Genomic DNA, 17,705 nt, shown 5'->3' with positions numbered 1-17,705 from the left:
TGATCCACCGTCATCGGGGGCAAGCCCCCTCCCACATTTGATCTTGGTCGCTTACAGGAGAAGGGGTGTACCAGCATAAAGCCTTCAAGGCGGCGTGTTCGGCCCTGATAAAGCAATAAGCACACCGACAATTCACTGTGGGAGGGGGCTTGCCCCCTCCCACATTGGCTTTGTGGTGTGTTTAGCCGGGTGTACGGTGCTTGTGCAGTAGCCAGTCGCCGAAGGACTTGTCTTCCAGGGCATAACCGCCGCGGCTGGACTTCCATACCAGTTCCTTGTCACGCAGGGCATCGATACACGCCTGGATGGTCTGAGTGCCGGGCACCACGTCGCTGCCCATCTCCTCCAGCACCTTGCTGACCGCAATGAGGGTGCTGTCGGTGAACGGGGCGAAGGGTTGATTGTGTTGCGAACGCTCCACCATCACTTGCAGCACGGCACGTTGCGCAAGGGTGAGGGCGTTCCAGGCGCTTTCGAATTCGTTCCAGACGCCGGCGCGCAGCACTTCCGCGCGGCTGTGCAGCAACTGGCCCAGGTTGCTCGCCTCGCCCAACTCCAGGGCCACTTCACCGATGATGGTGCGCAGCATCTCGGGGCGCCGGCCTACCAACTCAAACGCTTCGTCGATATCCGCCGCGTTGAATTGGTTGGTCTCGGCCAGGTGCGCGTTGAGATGCGCGGTGTAAGCCTGAGTGAACGCCTTACCCAGCAACGGAAACGGCGTGATGCTGGAGCCGAAGAACGGCTGGCTTTTGCCCAGCACCAAATGAGCGAGCTTGTCGCGGTTGGAGCCGGTGAACACCAGGTGTAAGCCACTGCCCTCGCCTTCGCGGCCCTGGTTGAGCTGGTCGCGTGCGGCCTTGAGGGCGAACATGGCGTTGATGCCCGCTTCGGTGGTGAGCGCGTGCTGGGCTTCATCAATCACCAGCACCACGGTTTTCTCGGCGGCGCGGTGAAGTAATTCCAGTGCTTGCGTAAGGGTCGCGCCCGCGGGCAGTTGAGGCTTGGTGAAGTCCCAGGACAAGGTGCGCAGGAAGCTGAGTTTTTCGATGCCGATGTTCTTCGCCAGTTTGCGGATGCCCTTTTCGAAAGGCACCAACGCACCGGCAATGGCGCTGGAAATCAGCTCGGCGGGATCTTTCTCCTTGTCGGCCCACAGGTCCACATACACCGTCAGCCAACCCCGAGCCTGGCACTCGGGGAGAAGGTCTTCGCGCAGAAAAGTACTTTTGCCGGTACGACGCGGCGCCGCGAGAAACAGGCCAGAGGTGAAATCCTGGATACCCACGCCCACCAGGCCATCGGCAATACTGCTTGCCAGGGTGGGGCGGCGGAACACAAAACCGCTGGACTTGGACATGCTTTTATACTCAATTATTGAACTAACTATAAATTATAGTCATGAGTATAATTGACTATAATCGCCGGTCAAACCACCTCCCGTCGCCGATCCTCCCGCGGACACTTGGCAAACCGCGCCCGATAGCTGCGGGTGAAATACGACGGCGACTCAAAGCCGCAGGCAAGGCTCACCTCCAGCACGCTCATGTCGCTCTGGCGCAACAACTGCCGCGCTTTTTCCAGGCGCAGGCCGAGGTAGAAGTTGCTCGGCGTGTCATTCAGATGCAGGCGAAACAGCCGCTCCAGCTGACGCCGCGTGACTTTGATCGCCTCGGCCAGGGCCAGGGTGCTCAGCGGCGGTTCGGTGTGTTGTTCCATCTCGCCGATCACCTGCACCAACTTCTTGTTGTTGATGCCGTAGCGCGTGGCGATCTGCATGCGCTGGTGGTCTTTGCGCGGGCGGATGCGCCCGAGCACGAATTGCTCGGAGACCTGGATCGCCAGGTCGGGGCCGTGGGCCTGGGCGATCAGGTCGAGCATCAGGTCGATGGAAGCGGTGCCGCCGGCGCAGGTGATGCGGCGGCGGTCGATCTCGAACAGTTCCTGGGTCACGCTCAGGTGCGGATAGGCTTCCTTGAAGGCGTCGATGGCTTCCCAGTGCAGGGTCAGGCGGTGGCCGTCGAGCAGCCCGGCCTCGGCCAGGATGCAGGCACCGGTGTCGATGGCGCCGAGGGTCACACCGTCATGGTCGAGGCGGCGCAGCCAATGTTCGAGGGCCGGAGTGGCGAATTCAAGCGGTTCGAAACCGGCGACCACCATCAGCGTCGCGCCTTTTTTCAGCGGCTCCAGCGCCGCGTCGGCGTTGACCGACATGCCATTGCTCGCCAGCACCGCGCCGCCGTCCGCGCTCAACACATGCCAGCGGTACAACTCGCCACGAAAGCGGTTGGCCACGCGCAGCGGTTCGAGCGCGGAGATAAAGCCGATGGCCGAGAACCCCGGCATCAGCAGAAAGTAGAAATCCTGGGACATGGTGCGCTCTCGTAGGACCGGCAGCGTGGTCACTGTGATACGCCAGTTCAACGGCCCATTCAAGAGCACAGGTCGCTGCAGTGCAAGAGCGGGTCGCCGCCGTGCGTTTTGTCGCCCTTCAAGCTGCGTAACGTGACCCCACGGCGCACAAAGACGCCGGCCCCCACAATAACGACCTGCCGAGGGAACCACCATGAACCGACTGATCAGCCGCTGCGTGCTCGCATTCAGCGCCAGCGCCATCTTGAGTACCAGCGTCTTCGCGGCCGACGCGCCATCCTGCCAGAACGTGCGTATGGGCGTGGTGAACTGGACCGACGTGATCGCCACCAGCGCCATGACCCAAGTGTTGCTCGATGGCCTCGGCTACAAGACCAAACAGACCAGCGCGTCCCAGCAAATCATCTTCGCCGGCATCCGCGACCAGCGCCTGGACTTGTTCCTCGGCTACTGGAACCCGCTGATGACCCAGACCATCGCCCCGTTCGTCGACGCCAAGCAGGTCAAGGTCCTCGATAAACCGAGCCTGGAAGACGCGCGCGCGACCCTGGCGGTGCCGACTTATCTGGCCGACAAAGGCCTGAAAACCTTCGCCGACATCGCCAGGTTCGAGAAAGAACTGGGCGGCAAGCTCTACGGCATCGAGCCGGGCTCGGGTGCCAACACCCAGATCAAGGCGATGATCGCCAAGAACCAGTTCGGCCTGGGCAAATTCCAGCTGGTGGAGTCCAGCGAAGCGGGCATGCTCGCCGCCGTCGACCGCGCGGTGCGTCGCAAGGAAGCCGTGGTGTTCTTCGGCTGGGCGCCGCACCCGATGAACGTCAACATCGCGATGACCTACCTCACCGGCAGCGAAGACGCCCTGGGCCCGAACGAAGGCATGGCCACCGTGTGGAGCGTCACCTCGCCGACCTATGCCGAGCAGTGCCCCAACGTCCACAAGCTGCTGACCAACCTGACCTTCACCGCCGCCGACGAGAGCCGAATGATGCAGCCGTTGCTGGAACACAAGGACGCCTTCGAGTCCGCCAAGCAGTGGCTCAAGGACCACCCGCAAGACCAGGCGCGCTGGCTCGAAGGCGTCACCACCTTCGACGGCAAACCGGCGGCCGCCAACCTGCAACTGACCAGCAAATAACGGTATTCGACGCACCGTTTCGCGGTCGTGCCTGACCGCGAACGGCCTCGCTACGCCTTGAAATCACGCCTGTAAGGAACCTGCCCCATGAACCACGACGTCATCATCACCTGCGCACTCACCGGTGCTGGCGACACGAGCGCCAGAAGCCCCCATGTACCGGTCACCCCCAAACAAATCGCCGCCGCCGCCGTGGAAGCCGCCAAGGCTGGCGCCACTGTCGTTCACTGCCATGTGCGCAACCCCGAGACCGGCAAGTTCAGCCGCGACGTCGCCTTGTACCGCGAAGTGATGGAGCGTATCCGTGAGGCCGACATCGACATCATCGTCAACCTCACCGCAGGCATGGGCGGCGACCTGGAGATCGGCGGCGGCGAGACGCCCATGGCATTCGGCCCCAACACCGACCTGGTCGGCCCGCTGACGCGCCTGGCCCATGTCGAAGCGCTGCTGCCGGAAATCTGCACGCTCGACTGCGGCACGCTGAACTTCGGCGACGGCGACACCATTTACGTGTCCACCCCGGCGCAACTGCGGGCCGGCGCCAAACGCATTCAGGAACTGGGCGTAAAAGCCGAGCTGGAAATCTTCGACACCGGCCACCTGTGGTTCGCCAAGCAGATGATCAAGGAAGGCCTGCTCGACGACCCGCTGTTCCAACTGTGCCTGGGCATCCCGTGGGGCGCGCCGGCCGACACCACCACCATGAAAGCCATGGTCGACAACCTGCCTGTCGACGCGGTGTGGGCCGGCTTCGGCATCGGCCGCATGCAAATGCCGATGGCGGCGCAGGCGGTGCTGCTCGGCGGCAACGTGCGCGTCGGGCTGGAAGACAACCTGTGGCTGGACAAAGGCGTGCTGGCCACCAACGGTCAACTGGTGGAACGCGCCAGTGAAATCCTCAGCCGCCTGGGCGCGCGGGTCATGACCCCGGCCGAAGGGCGCCTGAAAATGGGCCTCAAAAAACGCAGCTAACCCCCCAACCCAAACCGAATCAAAACCTGTGGGAGGGGGCTTGCCCCCGATAGCGGTGTATCAGCAGCGAATGCATCGACTGGTACACCGCTATCGCGGGCTTGCCCCCTCCCACAGGGGAACATCACCTTATTCAGGAATGTCGCCATGCGTTTTATTACAGATATCAAAACCTTCGCCGCCCTCGGCAGCGGTGTGATCGGCAGCGGTTGGGTGTCCCGCGCCCTGGCCCACGGCCTCGATGTGGTGGCCTGGGACCCGGCGCCCGGTGCCGAAGCCGCGCTGCGCCAACGCGTCGCCAATGCCTGGGGCGCCCTGGAGAAACAAGGCCTGGCTCCCGGCGCATCGCAGGACCGCCTGCGTTTTGTCGCCACGATCGAGGCGTGCGTGAAAGACGCCGACTTCATCCAGGAAAGCGCCCCGGAACGCCTGGAGCTGAAACTGGAGCTGCACAGCAAGATCAGCGCGGCCGCCAAGCCGAATGCGTTGATCGGCTCCAGTACCTCGGGCCTGTTGCCCAGCGAATTCTATGAAGGCTCGACCCTCCCTGAACGCTGCGTCGTCGGTCACCCGTTCAACCCGGTGTACCTGCTGCCGCTGGTGGAAGTGGTGGGCGGCAAACACACCGCGCCCGAGGCGATCCAGGCGGCGATCCAGGTGTATGAATCCCTCGGCATGCGCCCGTTGCACGTGCGCAAGGAAGTCCCCGGCTTTATCGCCGATCGCCTGCTCGAAGCCCTGTGGCGCGAGGCGCTGCACCTGGTCAACGATGGCGTTGCCACCACCGGCGAGATCGACGACGCAATCCGTTTTGGCGCCGGCTTGCGCTGGTCGTTCATGGGCACGTTCCTGACCTACACCCTGGCCGGCGGCGATGCCGGGATGCGGCACTTCATGGCACAGTTCGGCCCGGCGTTGCAGTTGCCGTGGACCCACCTGCCGGCGCCGGAGCTGACCGACAAGTTGATCGACGATGTGGTCGACGGCACCCGCGAGCAGTTGGGTAACCACAGCATTTCGGCGCTGGAGCGCTATCGTGATGATTGTCTGTTGGCGGTGCTGGAAGCGGTGAAGACCACTAAAGCCAAGCACGGCATGACCTTCGCCGAATAAGGAAACCCCCAGCATGCCAGCACTGACCACCTACACCACCCAGGTCCACCCCGACTGGGTCGACTACAACGGCCACCTGCGCGACGCGTTCTACCTGCTAATCTTCAGCTATGCCACCGACGCGTTGATGGACACCCTCGGCCTGGACAGCGAAAACCGCGCCGCCAGCGGCCATTCGCTGTTCACCCTGGAGCTGCACCTGAACTACCTGCACGAAGTGAAACTCGGCGCCGACGTGGAGGTGCGGACCCAACTGATCGCCCACGATGCCAAGCGCCTGCACCTCTATCACAGCCTGCACCGGGTGAGCGACGACAAGGAACTGGCGGGCAACGAACAGATGCTGCTGCACGTCGACCTCGCCGGGCCGCGCTCGGCGCCGTTCACCGAGGCGACACTGGAACGCCTCGCGACCATCCGCGCCACGCAAGTCGACCTGCCCACTCCCGCCCTCCTCGGCCGCGTCATTGGCCTGCCCGCGCCAAATGGCCCGAAAACGACCTGTTCATAGCCATCCGAGCCATTCGTGCATTCTGCCCTTGCCGACCGCCTGGTCGGCTACCAGAATCCAAATCGATCCCCCCGCTCCCTTCACCAGGATAAACGTCATGATGCACGCGGATTTGATTGACCAGGATGACCTGCTGAGCAAACTGCGCTCGCTCGGTTTCGAGGTGTCCAGCGGCGCCAGCGCCGAGCAGGCCTGTGAATGTGCGGTACGCGGTTTGAGCGAAGCGCGGGCCAAGGCGCTCAAGGGCATGGTCGAGCAGATGTACAGCGGCAGTGCGACGATTCTGCCGGCGGTGCGGCAGGCGATCGACAGGCAGTTATTGCCGGCGCTGATGCAGTTCAAACAGAACTCCGGCGTCTGACAGACCGCTATCGGGGGCAAGCCCCCTCCCACACTCGAATTGTGAATACAGTCAAATGTGGGAGGGGGCTTGCCCCCGATGCAGGCGACTCGATCTAGAGCCTCACACTGGCAAACGTCGACTCATTGCGCGCCTGGCTCAACGCCGACATCGGCCCCGACAACGGGGACAACACCAAGGCCGGCGGAATCGGCATCATCGCCACCTGCTGGGTGGTGTTGGAACCGACGCGCTCATCCCGTGGCGGAATACCGAAGTATTCGCGGTAGCACTTGGAGAAGTGCGGCGTGGACACGAACCCGCACACCGACGCCACTTCGATGATCGACATCGGCGTTTGCTTGAGCAACTGCCGTGCGCGAATCAGGCGCAGCTTGAGGTAGTAGCGCGACGGCGAGCAGTGCAGGTATTTCTGGAACAGCCGCTCCAGCTGGCGCCGCGACACGGCGACGTACACCGCCAGCTCATCCAGGTCGATCGGTTCTTCGAGGTTGGCTTCCATCAGCGCGACGATTTCCTGCAACTTCGGCTGGTTGGTGCCGAGCATGTGCTTGAGCGGCACACGCTGGTGATCCTGTTCGTTGCGGATGCGCTCGTACACGAACATCTCGGAGATCGCCGCCGACAGTTCACGGCCGTGGTCGCGGCTGATCAGGTGCAGCATCATGTCCAGCGGCGCGGTGCCGCCGGAGCTGGTGAAGCGGTTGCGGTCGAGGGTGAACAGGCGGGTGCTCATCGACACGCGCGGGAAGGCTTCCTGCATCGACGCCAGGCATTCCCAGTGCACGCTGCAATCGAAGCCATCGAGCAACCCGGCGCAGGCCAGGGCCCAACTGCCGGTACATACCGCGCCGAGGCGACGAGACTGGCGCGCCTGGCTTTGCAGCCACGACACATGTTCACGGGTGACGGTGCGCTGGATACCCACGCCGCCGCACACGATGACGGTGTCCAGGGCCGGGGCTTTGTGCATGGCGGCATCGGGAGTGATTTGCAGACCGTCGCTGGCCCACACCTGGTTGCCGTCGACACTCAGGGTTGTCCAGCGATACAACTCGCGCCCGGACAACTGGTTGGCCATGCGCAGCGGTTCCACTGCCGAAGCCAGGGAAATCAGCGTGAAATTGTCCAGCAGCAGAAAGCCGATGGATTGAGGCGCACGGTTCTGGGGTTGGGCCCCGGAGTTGAACGACGTCATCGCGGTATCTCCTCACACAAAGCGGGTGATGGCCTCAGGCGAGGCTCTTGTTATTGCGCTCGTCCCTGATGTAGAGAGAGGCGTTGAGTTGATAGAGCAATTGCCATGCCTAAATTTGAATGGCCATTCAATAACTCCTGAAAACGACCTCTTGATGTGTCTAGACAAGCCCCTGTACGAAGTGCGGAATATGCCCCGAATCGGCGGCGCAAACGGCCCCGTTCAAGGGCTGTGAGCAGATCGGTAGCACTTGTGGGTAGGCGCTTTGAGGGCGAAGCAAGCGTCTGTCACCGCAGGCACGGGTGACGGGTGGTCGGAGGGGAAATCGTTTGGGGGCTACTTATCTGTTTGCGACGCGCTAAAAGGTGGCGCTTTTGGTTCTGGTGTTCACTTTATGAGCAGGGTTGTTTGGACTGGCGCTATCGGGGCCAAGTCGAATCGTCGCACCGCCCCTCCCACACTCGACCGAGTTCACAATTCAAAATGTGGGAGGGCGCTTGCCCCCGATAGCGGCGACGCGGTCTCAACACTCAACCGCACTGACCGCCAACCCACCCCGCGAGGTTTCCTTGTACTTGTCATGCATGTCCGCCCCCGTATCACGCATGGTGCGAATCACCCGGTCGAGGGAAATAAAGTGCTCGCCGTCGCCGCGCAGGGCCATCTGCGCGGCGTTGATCGCCTTCACTGCGGCAATCGCGTTGCGCTCGATACACGGCACTTGTACCAGGCCGCCCACCGGGTCGCAGGTCAGGCCGAGGTTGTGTTCCAGGCCGATTTCGGCAGCGTTGCACAGTTGCTCCGGGGTGGCGCCGAGGATCTCCGCCAACCCCGCCGCCGCCATGGCGCAGGCTGAGCCGACCTCGCCCTGGCAGCCGACTTCGGCGCCGGAGATCGAGGCGTTCTTCTTGCACAGAATGCCCACCGCCGCCGCGCTGAGCAGGTAGTCGACCACGTTGGCTTCGGTGACGTCATCGCTGAACTTCATAAAGTAGTGCAGCACCGCCGGGATGATCCCCGCCGCGCCATTGGTCGGCGCGGTGACCATGCGCCCGCCGGCGGCGTTTTCTTCGTTGACCGCGAGGGCGAACAGGTTGACCCACTCCATCGCGCTCAAGGTCGAGCCGATCACGTTGGGCTTGCTCAACTCCAGCAAACTGCGGTGCAACTTGGCGGCGCGACGGCGCACATTCAGGCCGCCGGGCAGGATGCCTTCGTGCTTGAGGCCCTGCTCGACGCACGCCTGCATGGCGCGCCAGAGCGTCATCAGGCCGCTGCGGATTTCATCCTCGGAGCGCCAGACTTTTTCGTTGGCCAGCATCAGCTCGGCGACGCGCAGGTTATGGCTCTTGCACAGTTGCAGCAGCTCCACCGCGCTGGAGAATTCATAGGGCAATGCGCTGCGGTCCATATCCGCCACGCCGCTTTGCGCCTGGGCTTCATCCACCACAAAGCCGCCGCCGACGGAGTAGTAGGTGTCGCGGTGCAACTCGCCGTCAGCACCGAACACCACCAGGGTCATGGCATTGGGGTGGAACGGTAGGTTTTCGTCGAGCAGGCGCATGTCCCGCGCCCACACGAAAGGCACCGGTAAACGCCCGTCCAGCAGCAGCGTGTCGGTCTCGCGCAGGGTATGGATACGCAGGCCGATCTGCGCCGGATCGATTGCGTCCGGCCACTCGCCCATCAGGCCCATGATGGTTGCGGTGTCGCTGCCGTGGCCGATGCCGGTGGCCGATAATGAGCCGTAGAGCTGAACTTCGACGCGCCGCACCTGTTCCAACCATTCACGTTCACGCAACCGTTGAACGAACAACGCTGCGGCGCGCATGGGGCCGACGGTGTGAGAACTCGAAGGCCCGATGCCGATCTTGAACAGGTCGAAAACACTGATAGCCATTGCCGTGGAACTCCTCGATAAGCACAGGCCAGGCTTGAACGAGGTGCTACGCTCAGATCGCCCAGATGGCGGCATCATCAGGCTTTTATCCGCCATCACGGCGTCTCACACCGACGCAACCATGCTCATCAGCGTCGCTCACGAACAAGGGCCTGTTTTGGGCGTTTTTAGCGGTGCAGATGGGTAAAAACAGCGGTTTTACCTTAGGAAAAATCTGTAAACGACGTCACCGACACTGGATGCGACCCTGCCTGTACTGGATACGACGCCCCCTGTAGGCGTCAGATTTTCACTGGTACATGATCAGTCTCGACTCGTTGGCAAGGCACCGTGCCGCCGCCTCAAAGCACGTTCCAACCGCAACACTTATAAAGCGCGGCGAATGCCGCCAGAAAGTACACAGGAGTCTAGCCCCATGAAAGGTTCACCCTCGTTGTTGTTGGCCGCCATGCTGAGTCTGCCAGTCCTGGCGCACGCTGCAGAACCGGCACAATGTCAGACCGTCAACTTCTCCGATGTCGGCTGGACCGACATCACCGTCACGACCGCGACCACCAGCGAAATCCTCAAGGGCCTCGGCTACAAGCCGCGCACCACGATGATTTCGGTGCCGGTGACCTACAAGTCCCTGGCCGACGGCAAGAACATGGACATCTTCCTCGGCAACTGGATGCCGACCATGGAAAACGACATCAAGGCATACCGTGATGCCGGCACCGTGGAAACCGTGCGCGCCAACCTGGAAAACGCCAAGTACACCCTGGCCGTTCCCGAGGCGCTGTATGACAAAGGCCTGAAAGACTTCGCCGATATCGCCAAATTCAAGGATGAGCTGGAAGGCAAAATCTACGGCATCGAACCCGGCAACGACGGCAACCGCACCATTCAAACCCTGATCGACAAGGACGCGTTCGGCTTGAAGTCGGCCGGTTTCAAAGTCGTCGAGTCCAGCGAAGCCGGGATGCTGTCGCAGGTCGAACGCGCCACCAAGCGCGGCAAGGCCATCGTGTTCCTCGGCTGGGAACCGCACCCGATGAACACCCGCTTCAAGATGAAGTACCTGACCGGGGGTGACGACTCGTTCGGTCCCAACTACGGCCAGGCCACCATCTACACCAACGTGCGCAAGGGCTACACCCAGGAATGCAACAACGTCGGCCAGTTGCTGAAAAACCTGTCGTTCACCCTGAACATGGAAAGCACCCTGATGGGTAACGTCCTGGACGACAAGATGAAACCCGACGCCGCGGCCAAGGCCTGGCTGAAGAAGAACCCACAAGTGCTCGATACCTGGCTTGCCGGTGTCACCACCGTCGATGGCAAACCAGGTCTGGAGGCCGTCAAAGCTTACCTCGCCAAGTAATCCCTGCTGACCCCGGGCTGGTGCGCTGGCCCGGGATGTTTTCCCCTTCGCATGTGGACATTCACTACCATGCTGACTGAACAGAAAATCCCACTAGGCCAGTACATCGCTGCCTTCGTCGAATGGTTGACCCAACACGGTGCCAACTACTTCGACGCAATCGCATCGACCCTGGAAACGATGATCCACGGCGTGACGTTCGCGCTGACCTGGTTCAATCCGCTGGCATTGATCGGTCTGATTGCGCTGCTGGCTCACTTCATTCAACGTAAATGGGGCCTGACTGTTTTTGTCATCGCCTCCTTCCTGCTGATCCTCAACCTGGGGTACTGGCAGGAAACCATGGAAACCCTCGCGCAGGTGCTGTTCGCCACCCTGGTCTGCGTGGTCATCGGCGTGCCGCTGGGCATTGTTGCCGCGCACAAACCGATGTTCTACACCCTGATGCGGCCGGTGCTCGATCTGATGCAGACCGTACCGACCTTCGTCTACCTCATCCCTACCCTGACCCTCTTCGGGCTGGGTGTGGTGCCTGGGTTGATTTCCACGGTGGTGTTCGCGATTGCCGCGCCGATCCGCCTGACCTACCTGGGTATCCGTGATGTACCGCAAGAGTTGATGGACGCCGGCAAAGCCTTCGGCTGCTCGCGCCGTCAATTGCTCTCGCGCATTGAACTGCCCCACGCCATGCCGAGCATTGCTGCCGGCATTACCCAATGCATCATGCTGTCGCTGTCGATGGTGGTGATCGCCGCCCTGGTGGGTGCCGACGGCCTCGGCAAGCCGGTGGTCAACGCACTGAACACCGCCGACATCGCCCTGGGCTTTGAAGCCGGCCTGGCGATCGTGCTGCTGGCCATCATGCTCGACCGCATCTGCAAACAACCCGACGCCAGAGTAGGGGGTGATGCATGAGCATTATCCGATTCGACAATGTCGACGTGATCTTCTCCAAAGACCCACGCGAAGCGCTCAAGCTGCTGGACCAGGGCATGAGCCGTAACGAGATCCTGAAAAAGACCGGCCAGATCGTCGGCGTTGAAAAAGCCAGCCTGGATGTGGAAAAAGGCGAGATCTGTGTGCTGATGGGCCTGTCGGGCTCCGGCAAGTCGAGCCTGCTGCGCTGCATCAACGGCCTCAACACCGTCAGCCGTGGCCAGTTGTTCGTCGAGCATGAAGGGCGCCAGATCGACATCGCCTCCTGCACCCCGGCCGAGCTGAAAATGATGCGTACCAAACGCATCGCCATGGTGTTCCAGAAGTTCGCCCTGATGCCCTGGCTGACCGTGCGCGAGAACATCAGCTTCGGCCTCGAAATGCAGGGCCGCCCGGAGAAAGAGCGGCGCAAGCTGGTGGACGAAAAGCTCGAACTGGTGGGCCTGAGCCAATGGCGTAACAAGAAGCCGGACGAACTCTCCGGCGGCATGCAGCAGCGCGTCGGCCTGGCGCGGGCGTTGGCGATGGACGCCGACATCCTGCTGATGGACGAACCCTTCTCCGCCCTCGACCCGCTGATCCGCCAAGGCCTGCAGGACGAGTTGCTGGAGCTGCAAAACAAGCTGAGCAAGACCATCGTGTTCGTCAGCCACGACCTCGACGAAGCCCTCAAGCTCGGCAGCCGCATCGCGATCATGAAAGACGGCAAGATCATCCAGTACAGCGTGCCGGAAGAGATCGTGCTGAACCCGGCGGACGATTATGTGCGTACCTTCGTCGCACATACCAACCCGCTGAACGTGCTGTGCGGGCGCAGCCTGATGCGGACACTGGACAACTGCAAACGCATCAACGGCTCGGTGTGCCTCGATCCGGGCGGCGACTCGTGGCTCGACCTGGCCGAAGGCAACACCATCCGGGGCGCACGCCAGAATGGCGCGGTGATGAACCTGCAGAACTGGGCACCGGGGCAACCCGTGGAAGGCCTGGGCCGCCTGCCGACACTGGTGGACTCGAATATCGGCATGCGCGATGCGCTGCAGATCCGCTACCAGACGGGCAACAAGTTGGTGTTGCACGACAACAACCAGGTGGTGGGGATTCTTGGCGACAGCGAGCTCTACCATGCCCTGCTGGGCAAGAACCTGGGCTAACAAACACCGCATAACCCATTGGAGAAACAGGGTCAAAATGTGGGAGGGGGCTTGCCCCCGATAGCGGTGTATCAGTAACAGACGAGCTGACTGACACACTGCAATCGGGGGCAAGCCCCCTCCCACATTTTTTGCCCCAGTGGTGTCAGTGGGGACACCACCAGGCTTCAACCATCAGCTATAGACACGGCCAAGGAGCTGCCGATGGCTTTCAAACTGATCGAGCACGTCCCGGGTGATCTGTTCCTGGGCGAAGCCCATCAGGTCGTACTCCTGAGGCCCGTTGTGCAGGTACACCTCGGCCCGGTAGTAACGGGCGCGCTCCGCCTCGGGCAGTTCGTCCGACGCCACCGCGTAGCCGTCCAGGCTCACTTCGTAGACAAACGGGTTGCCCTCTTCCATCTCGATACGCACGCCGATGCAACGCTTGGATTTGCCCAACAGGGTCTGCACATCCAGCCCCTGGTCGCGCAACGCCTTCGTCGCGTCTTCCAGCGCCGGCGTGACGTGCTTGTCCATAAAGCGCTGCACCGTGGCCTGGCTCGGTTGCAGGTCCAGGGCGGTCAAGCGCTCGCTGAAACCACGACGGCCACGCTCGGCCAATTGCGCCTGCTCCAGTTCCGTCGCCATGTCCTGGCGCATCGCCTTGTGCAAACCGAACATAAAGACAATCAGCACCACCGAGAACGGCAGCCCCGCCAGCACCACCATGGTTTGCATGGCTTCGAAGTTACCCGCGAACAGCAGGCCGATGGTCACCAGGGTGATCACCACCGACCAGAAGATCCGCAGCCAGTGCGGCGCGTCTTCGTCCACGTTGCCGCCTTTGCAGGAAAGGTTGGCCATCATCACCGCGCCGGAGTCCGCCGGGGTCAGGAACAGCACGAAGCCGACAAAGATCGACACGCCGATGACGATTTTCGACGCCGGGTAATGCTCCAGCAATTGGTAGATGGCCATCGACGGTTGTTCCAGCGCCGTCTTGCCCAACGCCACCGCGCCCTGGTTCAACACCAGGTCCAGCGCCGAGTTACCGAAGATCGACAACCACGCCAGGGTGAAGCCCAGCGGGATCAGCAGCACGCCGGCCACCAGTTCACGCACCGTGCGGCCCCGGGAAATCCGTGCGATGAACATGCCCACGAACGGCGCCCAGGAAATCCACCAGGCCCAGTAGAACAGGGTCCACAGGCCCATCCAGCGTTCGGTCTTGTCGGCGTCGCCTTCGTACACATACAGGTCGAAGGTTTTCAGGAGGATGCCGTTGAGGTAGTCACCGGTGTTCTGCACCAGGCCGTTGAGCAGGTGCAGGGTCGGGCCGAACAACAGCACGAAGATCAGCAAACCGCTGAACAACACGATGTTGAGGTTGGACAGGCGACGAATGCCGTTCTCCACCCCCGACACGGCGGCAATGGTCGCCACGCTGCTCATGATAATGATCACGATCAGCAGGTTGGTGTTGCTGTGCTGCATGCCAAACAGGTTTTCCAGGCCGGACGACACCTGCATCGCGCCGATACCGAGGTTGGTCACCAGGCCCAGCAGGGTCACGAACATGCCGAACCCGTCCACCGCATGGCCAGCCGCGCCTTTGACCCAACGCTCGCCCACCAGCGGGTACAACGCCGAACGCAGGGCCAGTGGCTGGTTATGGCGGTACGCAAAGTACGCCACGGCCAGGCCGACCAGCGCATAGATCGCCCAGCCGTGCAGGCCCCAGTGCAGGAAGGTCAATTGCAGCGCCTGGCGCGCCGCGCCGTTGCTGGCGGCCGCGCCTTCGGGCGGGTTGAAGTAATGGTCCAACGGCTCCGATGCGCCGAAATACAGCAACGAGATGCCAATACCCGACGAAAACAGCATGCCGGCCCAGGCGCCGTAGCTGAAGTCCGGGGTGTCGTCCTTGCTGCCCAGTTTCAACTTGCCGTAGGACGAAAACGCCAGGCCGACCACGAACACCAGGTAGGCCGCGATCACCAGCATGTAGTACCAGCCGAAGCTTTTCGATAACCACGCCTGCGCCACGCCGAGCATCCGGCCGGCCTCTTGCGGGGCGATGATCAAAATGGCGGTCAGCAACAGAATCAGTGCGGTGGAGGTGTAGAACACCCAACCGTTGACCCGCACCTTTTCCGGTGGGGTTTTTATTAGAGAGGCAGAACTCATGGCGCAGATGCTCCAGGCAGTGCGAGAGAGAAACACAAGGCAGCGGTGATCCCGTGCTCATCGATTTTTCGGCAGTCGACGGACGGGTGTTATAAAGACACCCCGAAAATTCTTGAGCCCGCCGAGGCGGTGTTCAGGCTCTGAAATGGCCTGTTTCAAGGGTTTTCACAGGTGTCAGATGTCGCCACCTACCTGTAGGAAATACCGGCAGGCAGCGACCATTTGTCGCAGAGCTTATTCTTTGTTGATTGAACGTTCAATCAAAACAAAATAGACTGGCCATCGAGTCGACGGACGTCATCGCCCGCCGGCAGGCCTGAGGAGAGGTACTCCATGCCCAAGGTCGGTATGCAACCCATACGCCGCCAACAACTGATCGAAGCCACGCTGACGGCCATCGATCAAGTCGGAATGGGAGATGCCAGCATTGCGCTGATCGCCCGTTTGGCCGGCGTTTCGAACGGCATCATCAGTCACTACTTCAAGGACAAGAACGGCCTGATCGCGGCCACGATGCGGTACTTGATGAATGTGCTGATCGAGAACGTCCACGAGCGGCGACAAGCGTTGACGGAGGACACGCCACGGGCGCACCTCCAAGTGATCATCGGCGGCAACTTCGACGCCAGCCAGGTCAACGGCCCGGCAATGAAAACCTGGTTGGCCTTCTGGGCGACCAGCATGCACCACCCGTCTTTGCACAGGTTGCAGCGGATCAACGATCACCGCCTGTATTCCAACCTGTGCTGCCAGTTCCGCCGCGTGTTGCCGCTGCCGGATGCACGCAGCGCAGCCCGAGGCCTGGCGGCCTTGATCGACGGTTTGTGGTTGCGCGGCGCCCTGTCGGGAGATGAATTCGACACGGCGCAGGCGCAACGGATCGCTTACGAATACATGGATTTCCAATTGGCCAAGCAGGTGAGTTAGAGCACACATAACCGCTCAACCCCTGAACCTCCACTGATCGGTGTTGCCAGACTCTTATTGGCCACCCCTCAGTGGTTAACGCCAACCACTTATGCACTTGCGAGGACTTTATGGCCCGTTTCGACCTGCAAAAACTCTACATTGACGGCGGCTACAGCGACGCTGGCAGCGATGCCACCTTCGAAGCCATCAACCCGGCTAACGGTGAAGTTCTCGCCCAAGTGCAACGCGCAACGTTCGATGACGTTGAACGTGCCGTGGTCAGCGCTGAAAAAGGCCAGAAAATCTGGGCCGCCATGACCGCCATGGAGCGTTCGCGCATCCTGCGTCGTGCCGTCGACATCCTGCGCGAGCGCAATGACGAACTGGCCGCCCTGGAAACCCTGGACACCGGTAAATCCTTCTCCGAAACCAAGTACGTCGACATCGTCACCGGCGCCGACGTGCTGGAATATTACGCGGGCCTGGTGCCAGCCATCGAAGGCGAGCAGATCCCGCTGCGCGACACCTCGTTCGTCTACACCCGCCGCGAGCCGCTGGGCGTGGTCGCCGGTATCGGCGCGTGGAACTACCCGATCCAGATCGCCCTGTGGAAATCCGCACCGGCCCTGGCCGCCGGTAACGCGATGATCTTCAAACCCAGCGAAGTCACCTCGCTGACCACCCTGAAACTGGCGGAGATCTACACCGAGGCCGGCGTTCCGGCCGGTGTGTTCAACGTGTTGACCGGCAGCGGCCGCGAAGTCGGCACCTGGCTGACCGAGCACCCGCGCATCGAGAAAGTCTCGTTCACCGGCGGCACCGACACCGGCAAGAAAGTCATGGCCAGCGCCTCCAGCTCTTCGCTCAAGGAAGTGACCATGGAACTGGGCGGCAAGTCGCCGCTGATCGTGTTCGAGGACGCCGACCTGGATCGCGCCGCCGACATCGCGATGATGGCTAACTTCTACAGCTCCGGTCAGGTCTGCACCAACGGTACTCGCGTGTTCGTGCCCAAGCACCTGCAAGCCGCGTTCGAAGCCAAGATCGCCGAACGTGTTGCGCGCATCCGCATCGGCGACCCGCAGGACGACAACACCAACTTCGGCCCGCTGGTCAGCTTCGCCCACATGGAAAGCGTGCTCGGCTACATCGCCAAGGGCAAGGCCGAAGGTGCTCGCGTGCTGTGCGGCGGCGACCGCCTGACCGACGGCGACTTCGCCAAAGGCGCCTTTGTTGCCCCGACCGTGTTCACCGACTGCACCGACGAAATGACCATCGTCCGTGAAGAAATCTTCGGCCCGGTGATGAGCATCCTCACCTACGAGACTGAAGAAGAAGTGATCCGCCGCGCCAACGACACCGACTTCGGCCTCGCCGCCGGCCTGGTGACCAAGGACCTGAACCGCGCCCACCGCGTGATTCATCAACTGGAAGCGGGCATCTGCTGGATCAATGCCTGGGGCGAGTCCGACGCGAAAATGCCGGTCGGTGGCTACAAACAGTCGGGCGTGGGCCGTGAGAACGGGATCAGCTCGCTGAACAACTTCACCCGCATCAAATCGGTACAGGTCGAGTTGGGCGATTACGCCTCGGTGTTCTAAAGCCTGA

The 17,705-nt window shown here is 61.9% G+C and carries 15 protein-coding genes; 10 read left to right on the top strand and 5 right to left on the bottom strand.

Translation table 11 applies throughout. The annotated features are described in order from the left end of the window. Positions 1 to 181 precede the first annotated feature (181 nt). Both AC07W0_RS09805 and AC07W0_RS09800 read right to left on the bottom strand, forming a co-directional pair. Positions 182 to 1,360: an AAA family ATPase gene (locus AC07W0_RS09805; protein WP_102617711.1), complete on the bottom strand. Its 1,179-nt coding sequence runs from the start codon at positions 1,358 to 1,360 to the stop codon at positions 182 to 184. Positions 1,361 to 1,428: 68 nt separating this feature from the next. Further along, entirely contained in the window at positions 1,429 to 2,373 is a 945-nt protein-coding gene (locus tag AC07W0_RS09800; RefSeq protein ID WP_017844925.1) for a GlxA family transcriptional regulator, read from the bottom strand. A gap of 193 nt (positions 2,374 to 2,566) precedes the next feature. Between AC07W0_RS09800 and AC07W0_RS09795 the strand changes: the two genes are divergently transcribed. The 5 genes from AC07W0_RS09795 to AC07W0_RS09775 all read left to right on the top strand — a co-directional run bounded on the left by AC07W0_RS09795 (position 2,567) and on the right by AC07W0_RS09775 (position 6,471). Then, the gene (locus tag AC07W0_RS09795) at positions 2,567 to 3,511 is read left to right on the top strand and encodes a choline ABC transporter substrate-binding protein (RefSeq protein ID WP_017844926.1); all 945 of its coding nucleotides are present in this window, start codon (positions 2,567 to 2,569) and stop codon (positions 3,509 to 3,511) included. An 87-nt stretch (positions 3,512 to 3,598) separates the two neighbouring features. Then, a complete protein-coding gene (gene cdhC, locus AC07W0_RS09790) occupies positions 3,599 to 4,486 on the top strand; it encodes a 3-dehydrocarnitine:acetyl-CoA trimethylamine transferase CdhC (RefSeq protein ID WP_102617712.1) in 888 nt (295 codons plus the stop codon). Between the two features lie 147 nt (positions 4,487 to 4,633). Beyond that, a complete protein-coding gene (locus tag AC07W0_RS09785) occupies positions 4,634 to 5,599 on the top strand; it encodes an L-carnitine dehydrogenase (RefSeq protein WP_046487924.1) in 966 nt (321 codons plus the stop codon). A 13-nt stretch (positions 5,600 to 5,612) separates the two neighbouring features. Then, entirely contained in the window at positions 5,613 to 6,110 is a 498-nt protein-coding gene (locus tag AC07W0_RS09780; protein ID WP_102617713.1) for a thioesterase family protein, read from the top strand. A 97-nt stretch (positions 6,111 to 6,207) separates the two neighbouring features. Continuing rightward, positions 6,208 to 6,471: a hypothetical protein gene (locus tag AC07W0_RS09775; RefSeq protein WP_017844930.1), complete on the top strand. Its 264-nt coding sequence runs from the start codon at positions 6,208 to 6,210 to the stop codon at positions 6,469 to 6,471. A gap of 94 nt (positions 6,472 to 6,565) precedes the next feature. Here AC07W0_RS09775 and gbdR read toward each other — a convergent pair whose 3' ends face one another. Beyond that, positions 6,566 to 7,669, bottom strand: coding sequence for a choline metabolism transcriptional regulator GbdR (gene gbdR, locus AC07W0_RS09770; protein WP_017844931.1), 1,104 nt, complete (start codon positions 7,667 to 7,669; stop codon positions 6,566 to 6,568). 523 nt (positions 7,670 to 8,192) lie between these two features. After that, positions 8,193 to 9,569, bottom strand: coding sequence for an L-serine ammonia-lyase (locus tag AC07W0_RS09765; RefSeq protein ID WP_102617714.1), 1,377 nt, complete (start codon positions 9,567 to 9,569; stop codon positions 8,193 to 8,195). Positions 9,570 to 9,984: 415 nt separating this feature from the next. Here AC07W0_RS09765 and AC07W0_RS09760 point away from each other — a divergent pair, with 415 nt between their 5' ends. The 3 genes from AC07W0_RS09760 to choV all read left to right on the top strand — a co-directional run bounded on the left by AC07W0_RS09760 (position 9,985) and on the right by choV (position 13,022). Further along, positions 9,985 to 10,932, top strand: a complete 948-nt coding sequence (locus AC07W0_RS09760) for a choline ABC transporter substrate-binding protein (RefSeq protein WP_102617715.1) — start codon at positions 9,985 to 9,987, stop codon at positions 10,930 to 10,932. Positions 10,933 to 11,001: 69 nt separating this feature from the next. Next, positions 11,002 to 11,847 (top strand): choline ABC transporter permease subunit, encoded by an 846-nt coding sequence (gene choW, locus AC07W0_RS09755; RefSeq protein ID WP_017844934.1) that lies wholly within the window; start codon positions 11,002 to 11,004, stop codon positions 11,845 to 11,847. Then, positions 11,844 to 13,022 (top strand): choline ABC transporter ATP-binding protein, encoded by a 1,179-nt coding sequence (gene choV, locus AC07W0_RS09750; RefSeq protein WP_017844935.1) that lies wholly within the window; start codon positions 11,844 to 11,846, stop codon positions 13,020 to 13,022. The genes choW and choV overlap by 4 nt, the downstream gene beginning before the upstream one ends. A 174-nt stretch (positions 13,023 to 13,196) precedes the next feature. Here the strand turns inward: choV and AC07W0_RS09745 are convergent, their stop codons facing one another. Then, positions 13,197 to 15,131, bottom strand: coding sequence for a BCCT family transporter (locus AC07W0_RS09745; protein ID WP_256580794.1), 1,935 nt, complete (start codon positions 15,129 to 15,131; stop codon positions 13,197 to 13,199). A gap of 390 nt (positions 15,132 to 15,521) precedes the next feature. Between AC07W0_RS09745 and betI the strand changes: the two genes are divergently transcribed. Together betI and betB are read left to right on the top strand one after the other, a co-directional pair. After that, the gene (gene betI / locus AC07W0_RS09740; RefSeq protein WP_017844937.1) at positions 15,522 to 16,115 is read left to right on the top strand and encodes a transcriptional regulator BetI; all 594 of its coding nucleotides are present in this window, start codon (positions 15,522 to 15,524) and stop codon (positions 16,113 to 16,115) included. Between the two features lie 110 nt (positions 16,116 to 16,225). Next, entirely contained in the window at positions 16,226 to 17,698 is a 1,473-nt protein-coding gene (gene betB / locus AC07W0_RS09735; RefSeq protein WP_017844938.1) for a betaine-aldehyde dehydrogenase, read from the top strand. Positions 17,699 to 17,705 lie beyond the last annotated feature (7 nt).

This window comes from Pseudomonas sp. GW704-F2 (assembly GCF_059423025.1).
This window is presented reverse-complemented; position numbering and strand designations above follow the sequence as displayed.

Bases quoted from the DNA above. Each gene is read 5' to 3' on its own strand.
- AC07W0_RS09785 (WP_046487924.1), top strand. From the start codon at position 4,634: ATGCGTTTTATTACAGATATCAAAACCTTCGCCGCCCTCGGCAGCGGT.
- gbdR (WP_017844931.1), bottom strand. From the start codon at position 7,669: ATGACGTCGTTCAACTCCGGGGCCCAACCCCAGAACCGTGCGCCTCAA.
- AC07W0_RS09800 (WP_017844925.1), bottom strand. From the start codon at position 2,373: ATGTCCCAGGATTTCTACTTTCTGCTGATGCCGGGGTTCTCGGCCATC.
- AC07W0_RS09775 (WP_017844930.1), top strand. From the start codon at position 6,208: ATGATGCACGCGGATTTGATTGACCAGGATGACCTGCTGAGCAAACTG.
- AC07W0_RS09780 (WP_102617713.1), top strand. From the start codon at position 5,613: ATGCCAGCACTGACCACCTACACCACCCAGGTCCACCCCGACTGGGTC.
- AC07W0_RS09760 (WP_102617715.1), top strand. From the start codon at position 9,985: ATGAAAGGTTCACCCTCGTTGTTGTTGGCCGCCATGCTGAGTCTGCCA.
- choV (WP_017844935.1), top strand. From the start codon at position 11,844: ATGAGCATTATCCGATTCGACAATGTCGACGTGATCTTCTCCAAAGAC.
- choW (WP_017844934.1), top strand. From the start codon at position 11,002: ATGCTGACTGAACAGAAAATCCCACTAGGCCAGTACATCGCTGCCTTC.
- cdhC (WP_102617712.1), top strand. From the start codon at position 3,599: ATGAACCACGACGTCATCATCACCTGCGCACTCACCGGTGCTGGCGAC.
- AC07W0_RS09795 (WP_017844926.1), top strand. From the start codon at position 2,567: ATGAACCGACTGATCAGCCGCTGCGTGCTCGCATTCAGCGCCAGCGCC.
- betI (WP_017844937.1), top strand. From the start codon at position 15,522: ATGCCCAAGGTCGGTATGCAACCCATACGCCGCCAACAACTGATCGAA.
- AC07W0_RS09805 (WP_102617711.1), bottom strand. From the start codon at position 1,360: ATGTCCAAGTCCAGCGGTTTTGTGTTCCGCCGCCCCACCCTGGCAAGC.
- AC07W0_RS09765 (WP_102617714.1), bottom strand. From the start codon at position 9,569: ATGGCTATCAGTGTTTTCGACCTGTTCAAGATCGGCATCGGGCCTTCG.
- betB (WP_017844938.1), top strand. From the start codon at position 16,226: ATGGCCCGTTTCGACCTGCAAAAACTCTACATTGACGGCGGCTACAGC.